Annotated in this window: 9 protein-coding genes; 7 read left to right on the top strand and 2 right to left on the bottom strand. The window is 43.5% G+C overall.

The window, feature by feature from the left end; translation table 11 throughout:
- Together WC615_RS08950 and WC615_RS08945 are read left to right on the top strand one after the other, a co-directional pair.
- Positions 1-160 (top strand): UvrB/UvrC motif-containing protein (locus tag WC615_RS08950; protein WP_372977767.1); only part of this gene is annotated, 160 nt, incomplete at its 5' end.
- A 396-nt stretch (positions 161-556) separates the two neighbouring features.
- Complete coding sequence (locus WC615_RS08945; RefSeq protein WP_372977765.1) at positions 557-685, top strand: hypothetical protein; 129 nt, start codon at positions 557-559, stop codon at positions 683-685.
- Between the two features lie 46 nt (positions 686-731).
- Here the strand turns inward: WC615_RS08945 and WC615_RS08940 are convergent, their stop codons facing one another.
- A complete protein-coding gene (locus WC615_RS08940) occupies positions 732-1,484 on the bottom strand; it encodes a class I SAM-dependent methyltransferase (RefSeq protein ID WP_372977764.1) in 753 nt (250 codons plus the stop codon).
- Positions 1,484-2,017 carry a serine acetyltransferase gene (locus WC615_RS08935; RefSeq protein ID WP_372977763.1) on the bottom strand — a complete coding sequence of 178 codons (534 nt, stop codon included), beginning with the start codon at positions 2,015-2,017 and terminating at the stop codon, positions 1,484-1,486. The genes WC615_RS08940 and WC615_RS08935 overlap by 1 nt, the downstream gene beginning before the upstream one ends.
- 114 nt (positions 2,018-2,131) lie before the next feature.
- Between WC615_RS08935 and WC615_RS08930 the strand changes: the two genes are divergently transcribed.
- The 5 genes from WC615_RS08930 (at position 2,132) to WC615_RS08910 (ending at position 6,454) form a co-directional block, all read left to right on the top strand.
- On the top strand, positions 2,132-3,409 hold the full coding sequence (locus WC615_RS08930; protein ID WP_372977762.1) for a glycosyltransferase family 4 protein: 1,278 nt from the start codon (positions 2,132-2,134) through the stop codon (positions 3,407-3,409).
- Entirely contained in the window at positions 3,406-3,732 is a 327-nt protein-coding gene (locus WC615_RS08925) for a hypothetical protein (RefSeq protein WP_372977761.1), read from the top strand. Before WC615_RS08930 ends, WC615_RS08925 begins: the two co-directional genes overlap by 4 nt.
- A gap of 14 nt (positions 3,733-3,746) precedes the next feature.
- A complete protein-coding gene (locus tag WC615_RS08920; RefSeq protein ID WP_372977760.1) occupies positions 3,747-4,496 on the top strand; it encodes a glycosyltransferase family 2 protein in 750 nt (249 codons plus the stop codon).
- Positions 4,497-4,622: 126 nt separating this feature from the next.
- Complete coding sequence (locus tag WC615_RS08915; protein ID WP_372977759.1) at positions 4,623-5,222, top strand: tRNA-(ms[2]io[6]A)-hydroxylase; 600 nt, start codon at positions 4,623-4,625, stop codon at positions 5,220-5,222.
- Between the two features lie 71 nt (positions 5,223-5,293).
- Positions 5,294-6,454 (top strand): sensor histidine kinase, encoded by a 1,161-nt coding sequence (locus WC615_RS08910; protein ID WP_372977758.1) that lies wholly within the window; start codon positions 5,294-5,296, stop codon positions 6,452-6,454.
- The last annotated feature ends 1 nt before the right edge of the window (position 6,455 follow it).

The raw sequence follows: 6,455 nt of genomic DNA, 5'->3' as shown, positions 1-6,455 counted from the left end.
GATTGTGCAGTACATGACCAAGCCCGATCTGAAAAAATCGATTGAAAATACCCGTAAGGACATGGTGGCGGCAGCAAAAAATATGGACTTCCTGCTGGCTGCCAAGCTGCGTGACGAAATGTTCGCGCTGGAGAAAATGATGGAAGAGAAGTTTTCATAAAACTTTCTCTACCTGTCATTTCGAGGGAAGCGCAGCGACGAGAAATCTTGTTCATTATGCAAGTAAGTTTACCCGCCCTTCTTGTGTTGTCACCAACAAGCCGCCATGCTTGTTTACTACCTGCCTAAAGTTGTTGGTGACAACACCAACAACGGCGAAAATTTTAAACACAGTTCATTTCGAACGATAGAGAGAAATCTTGTTCATTATGCAGGTTCGCCACCTGGCAGTTGAACAAGATTTCTCCTCGCTACGCTTGTTCGAAATGACAAATTGTGCATTATAAAGGCATCGTAGCCTTCACCACAATATAGGGCGATAATGCTTTGCTTTCTATCGGTACTATCTTGGTAAACACTTTCCCGCCCTTGTTGGTGTTGTCACCAACAAGCCGCCATGCTTGTTTACTACCTGCCTAAAGTTGTTGGTGACAACACCAACAACGGCGAAAACTTTAACCACCTGTCATTTCGAACGATAGAGAGAAATCTTGTTCATTATGCAGGTTCGCCACCTGGCAGTTGAACAAGATTTCTCCTCGCTACGCTTGTTCGAAATGACAAATTGTGCATTATAAAGGCATCGTTACCTTCACCACAATATAGGGCGACAATGCTTTGCTTTCTATCGGTATTATCTTGGTAAACACTTTACCCACCGTCCATATGGCTTTTACAATGGCTTTCGACAGTGCCTTTTGTTCCGATTTATTTTCCAGCCATACGGTGAACTTGCCGTGGTAGTAGGCTTCAATATCCTTTAATCCAAGTGCTTTGCAGCTATCGCGCAGCAGGTTAAGGTCCATACTGTTGATGTTGTGCTTATCGTAATTCTCTTTATCAAAATTCTTTTGCACCCAACCGTTAACGCTTTTAAAATTTGGCAGGGTAATGAACAGTGTGCCGCCCGGTTTTAAAAATTTAAGGTGCTCGTTAATGATGAATTTGGTATCGTTAAAATGCTCAATCAAACCAAAGGAAAGCACCATGTCGTACTTTTCGGCAGGCTCATAAGTAAACAGATCAGCCTCGATGATGTTAATATCGCCGGGTTTCAAATCGTTTACGGCAAGCAGTTTATTCACCAGCTCCGGATGGATAAAATAATCGAGCAGGGTGGTTTTTAGATGCTGGTATTTTTTAAGATAGATAGAGTAATATCCCGGGAAGCCCCCCAGTTCAATAGCAGTTTTCACGCCTTTGTCGGCAATTATTTTTGCCAGGATATCACCAAAAACATAGTTGGGTTTCAGTTTAAATATCAACCCCTTGCGCGATTCCCAAAACGATTTCCAGAAGGAACGGTCGGTTAAATTATTCTCCATTAAATATGCTCAATACGGGTTGCCGTTTCAGTTTTTTGCTCTAATATGCGGGCAGGGTTACCTACCGCTATGCTGTTATCAGGTATGTCTTTTATCACCACAGCCCCCGCGCCAATAATTACGTTATTGCCAACGGTAACATCGCCAATAATACAAACGTTTGCGCCAACATCAACATTGTTGCCCAAACGCGGGCATTTGCTGAATGTGCCATCGGCCAGTTTTTTATGGCCTATGGTAACGCTGTTGCGCAATACGCAGTTATCGCCAATAATAACACCCTGGTTTACTACCAGTGCCTGCCCGTGGTAAATAATAAGGCCTTTGCCGGCGGTGGTTTTGCGTGGCAGTTCGATGCCTAAGTGCCATTCCACAAAAAGGCGGTAAAGTACCAGGTGCCAGCAAAAAAGAATTTTTAACAGTATGTGGCGGTTCACGATCTGCACCGACCTGAACAGGAACAAAACCAGTCGCCCTTTTATGTTGCCCCGGTTGGCGCTCCAATCCTGGAATAAGTAGGCGAAAAAGTTCATGTTATGGGTGCCTGGTTTGCTGTTAAACTTTATTATTGCTGCGATGACGCATTCAAAAGTAAAATTTTTAATTTTAGTATCATTATACTTGCCCCGATAAATGATATCTGCTGAATGAAGGTTGCACTCATAAACACATCCGACTCGGGCGGCGGCGCTGCCGAGGCCTGCATGCGCCTTTTAAAGGCCCTGCAATTACAGGCTGTGGATGTAACCATGGTTGTAGAACACCAGAAACGCGCGGAAGAAGCGGTTTACACCGTAGAGCGAAATATTTTCGGTAAGCTGCGGTCAAAACTTAACTTCTTTTTAGAGCGGCTGCCTTTTATGTTTTTCCAGGAGCGGGATAAATCGGTACGGTTTGCTTTTTCAACCGCAAATGCCGGTACGGATATCAGTGCATCAAAGGTTATCCGCGAGGCTGATATTATTCACCTGCATTGGACGAACTCGGGATTCCTGTCCATCCACGATCTTAAAAAATTGATGGCTTTAAATAAACCCGTGGTTTGGACGCTGCACGATATGTGGGCTTTTACCGGAGGCTGCCATTATGCCGGGCCCTGTAACCATTTTAAAAATCAGTGTGGCAACTGCTATTTTTTGCGCGACCCGAAAAACGATGATATATCGCACGATGGATGGCTACATAAAAAAGATATGCTCTCTGTCGCCAAAAACCTGTCTGTTGTAACCTGCAGCCATTGGCTGGGCGAGGTGGCTATGAAAAGCACTTTATTAAAAGGTTTTATTATCCAGGCTATCCCAAACCCCATTGATACGGAACTTTTTTCGCCAAAGGATAAAGCTGCGGCAAGGGAAAAATGGGGCATCAATCCATCGGCAAAAATAATACTGTTTGGCGCGGCCAATATTAACGACAGGCGCAAAGGCATCAGCTTTTTGGTAGATGCACTAAAGCACCTCAATAACGAGCACATGAACGATACACCTGTAGAGATGGTGATATTTGGTAAGAATAAACATTTTGATACCGCAGCACTGCCGTTCCCGGTGCACCAGTTAAATACCATAACAGCACAGGCCGATCTTGCTGAAATTTACAGCGCGGCGGATGTTTTTGTATCGCCGTCTATTGAAGATAACCTGCCCAACATGATCATGGAGGCCATGAGTTGCGGCACACCTGTGGTTGCTTTTAACACCGGCGGCATCCCCGATTTGATAGACCACCAGGTGAACGGCTACATGGCCGAGTTTAAATCGTCAACAGATCTGGCCGAAGGCATTAATGATGTATTGAACACAGGCAACCACGATAAATATGCATCGGCCGCGCGTTATAAAGTAAAACGCATGTTTAATAACGAGAAGGTTGCCGGGCAGTATATAGACTTGTATAAGTCGGTTTTAAATGTTCCTGTTGTATGAGAAAAGCAAAAAACATAACGGGTTCATTATTGCTTATTTTATTATTTGGTTATTTTATCTTCAGGGTAGCTTTAAACTATTTTACAGATAGTTTTTTAGGCGATAAACCTCAAATTGTAAAGGCTGTAATTGTCAATGAAAAGAATTACATGCCCAATCAGCGCATTGATCCTGATTTTTCATATTCTTACTCATTTATAGCAAAAGGAAAGGAATATAAAGGCAATTCTCATGATGCATCCTTAAAAGTTAGCGACACAATAGAGGTCAAGTATAACAAGGATTTTCCATGGATTAATAAACCTTCATATCTTAAATATTAATATACATCAATTGTATGAAGCCCGTTCTTTCTGTAATCACCATCGTTTATAATAATGCGCGGGATATTGAGCGCACCATGCTATCTGTTTTAAATCAAACTTACGATGGTATAGAATATATTGTGGTTGATGGTGCATCAAACGATGGTACGCTGGAGATCATCAAACGTTACGAAAAGCGCATGGCCAAACTCATCAGCGAAAAGGATAAAGGCATTTACGATGCCATGAACAAAGGCCTTGCGCTTGCCACGGGCGATTACGTGATATTCATGAACTCGGGCGATGAATTTTATGCCAGTGATACCGTGGCTAAAGTTTTTGCCACCGCGCAGGATGCCGATATCTATTACGGCGAAACCGAAATGGTGAACGACGAACGCCAAAGCCTTGGCCAGCGCCGCCACCAGGCGCCTGACAAATTTAACTGGCGCAGCTTTAAATATGGCATGAGCGTTAGCCACCAGGCTATTTATATCAGGCGTACGCTTACCGAACCTTACGACCCGCAATATCAGTTGAGCGCCGATATCGACTGGATCATCCGGGCGGCAAAAAAGGCTAAAAAGATTATTAAGGTTGATGGATATGTGGCTAAGTATTTAGTTGGCGGTATGTCTAAAGCCAAGCATAAACAAAGCCTGCTGGAACGGTTTGATATTATGAAGCGGCACTACGGGTTAATACCTACTTTGCTAAACCATACAGTTATTGCGTATAACCTGGGCTGGTATTGGATGAAGAACAAAAGAACAAACGATTAATAACCTCAAACCGTAACGGCGGGCGACAGTCGCCTAAAAACATTACTTTATACTTCGCAGCAGCTACGCAATAGTTAAATCCCTTTACCTTTCGCCTTTTACATACAACCCCTTATCTTTGCCCCCGTGAGCGAGAAAACCATCCTTAAACTTCAACTACCTACCGACCCGCTATGGGTTAAAAATGTTGTGGAAAGCAATATTGAAGAATTACTGACCGACCATGCCTATTGCGAGCAAAAGGCAGCCACCAATGCCATTACCCTGATTATCCAAAACCCAAACCTGAGTGATGTGGTACAGGAAATGATTGCCCTTGCCCAGGAGGAAATGGAGCACTTTAAACTGGTACACCAGATAATGCTGAAGCGTGGTTTTGTACTGGGTAAAGAGCGCAGGGATAATTACGTGAATGAACTACGCAAATTTATGATAGTTGGCGGCGGCCGCGAACAACAGCTGATAGACCGGCTATTGCTTTCTGCCATGATTGAAGCCCGCAGCTGCGAGCGTTTTAAAGTACTGTCAGAAAACATTAATGATGAGGAGCTTTCCGTATTTTACCACGAGCTGATGATAAGCGAAGCTACCCATTACGCTATGTTTTTAAGGCTTGCCCGTAAACACGCGGTAACTGTTGACGTTGATGCCCGCTGGACGGAGTTCTTAGCATTTGAGGCGCAGGTAATTCAAAATTACGGCAAAGGCGAAACCATACACGGGTAGTTCATCCACACAAAATACCCGCTTACCGATACATTGCGTAACTTACAGGCTAAATAGTACTTACTTTGAAGATGTTACGCTTAAAAACCTTTTCGGTTATTATACATATTGCCTGCTGGTTGCTATTTATGGCGCTGCCATTGTTGTTTGTAAACGGGCGCAATAGCAGTTCCAGCTTATTGGTTTTACTTGCATCACCATATTATTGGTTATTCTGTTTAACCTTTATAGCGCTATATTATCTGAATAGCTCCCTCATGTTCCCGCTGTTTTTTCTGAAAAAGAGGTATATCTCTTACACCATTATTTGTGCGTGTTTACTAACGGCCATATATTTTTTAAAACCGTTTGAAAGGCTGTTACGTAACAGCGAGGGCTGGCGTATTAACATGGCTATGTCACAGGCTAAAGGGGCGGGGCAATTTGGTAACCCGAGCTTTGGGCCACCACCTAACGGCCAAATGCCGTTACGCGATAGTTTGTTTAAAGGCCGGCAACGGCCGCCCCAGTTTGGCCGTAATTGGCCCGGGGGTAAGCGCAAGCATCTTGACACCATCAGTCTGTTCCTTTTTTTAATGATCATGGCTTTAAGTACAGCCATAAAAACTGTACAGCAATGGCAACTTACCGAGCAGCGCGCCATCAGCGCCGAAGCCGAAAAAGCAAACGCCGAGCTCTCCTTTCTTAAAGCGCAGATAAACCCTCACTTTTTATTCAATACTTTGAATAATATTTACACGCTGGCCATCACCAACAACGCCAACACGGCCGAGAGCATCATGAAGCTATCAAACATTATGCGTTACGTTACCGATGATGTGACCGAAAATTTTGTAAGCCTGCAAAGCGAGGTAGATTGTATTGTAGATTATATAGACCTGCAACGGTTACGTCTGGGCAGCAAAACCGCGGTTAATTTTAACATAACAGGTACCATTGCGCAGCAACAAATAGCCCCTTTACTGTTCATGACCTTTGTAGAGAATGTGTTTAAATACGGGGTAAGCAAACAGCACGAAAGCGCTATTGATATTAACCTGCATATTGCCGACGATATAATTACATTTATGTGCATTAACCACATTTTTGAACGTAAGGAGCATATTGAGCGTACCGGTATTGGCATTGCTAACACAAAAAAGCGCCTGGAGCATTTATACCCCGGTAAACATGTGCTTAATATTGCTGATGATAACGATCTGTTTACGGTGGTGTTAACTTTATATACCTAAG

Origin of the sequence: Mucilaginibacter sp. (assembly GCF_041663085.1) — a bacterium.
GTDB lineage: Bacteria > Bacteroidota > Bacteroidia > Sphingobacteriales > Sphingobacteriaceae > Mucilaginibacter.
This window is presented reverse-complemented; position numbering and strand designations above follow the sequence as displayed.

Coding starts and splice junctions, on each gene's coding strand:
- WC615_RS08925 (WP_372977761.1), top strand. CDS start 3,406: ATGAGAAAAGCAAAAAACATAACGGGTTCATTATTGCTTATTTTATTA.
- WC615_RS08930 (WP_372977762.1), top strand. CDS start 2,132: ATGAAGGTTGCACTCATAAACACATCCGACTCGGGCGGCGGCGCTGCC.
- WC615_RS08910 (WP_372977758.1), top strand. CDS start 5,294: ATGTTACGCTTAAAAACCTTTTCGGTTATTATACATATTGCCTGCTGG.
- WC615_RS08940 (WP_372977764.1), bottom strand. CDS start 1,484: ATGGAGAATAATTTAACCGACCGTTCCTTCTGGAAATCGTTTTGGGAA.
- WC615_RS08920 (WP_372977760.1), top strand. CDS start 3,747: ATGAAGCCCGTTCTTTCTGTAATCACCATCGTTTATAATAATGCGCGG.
- WC615_RS08935 (WP_372977763.1), bottom strand. CDS start 2,017: ATGAACTTTTTCGCCTACTTATTCCAGGATTGGAGCGCCAACCGGGGC.
- WC615_RS08945 (WP_372977765.1), top strand. CDS start 557: ATGCTTGTTTACTACCTGCCTAAAGTTGTTGGTGACAACACCAACAAC.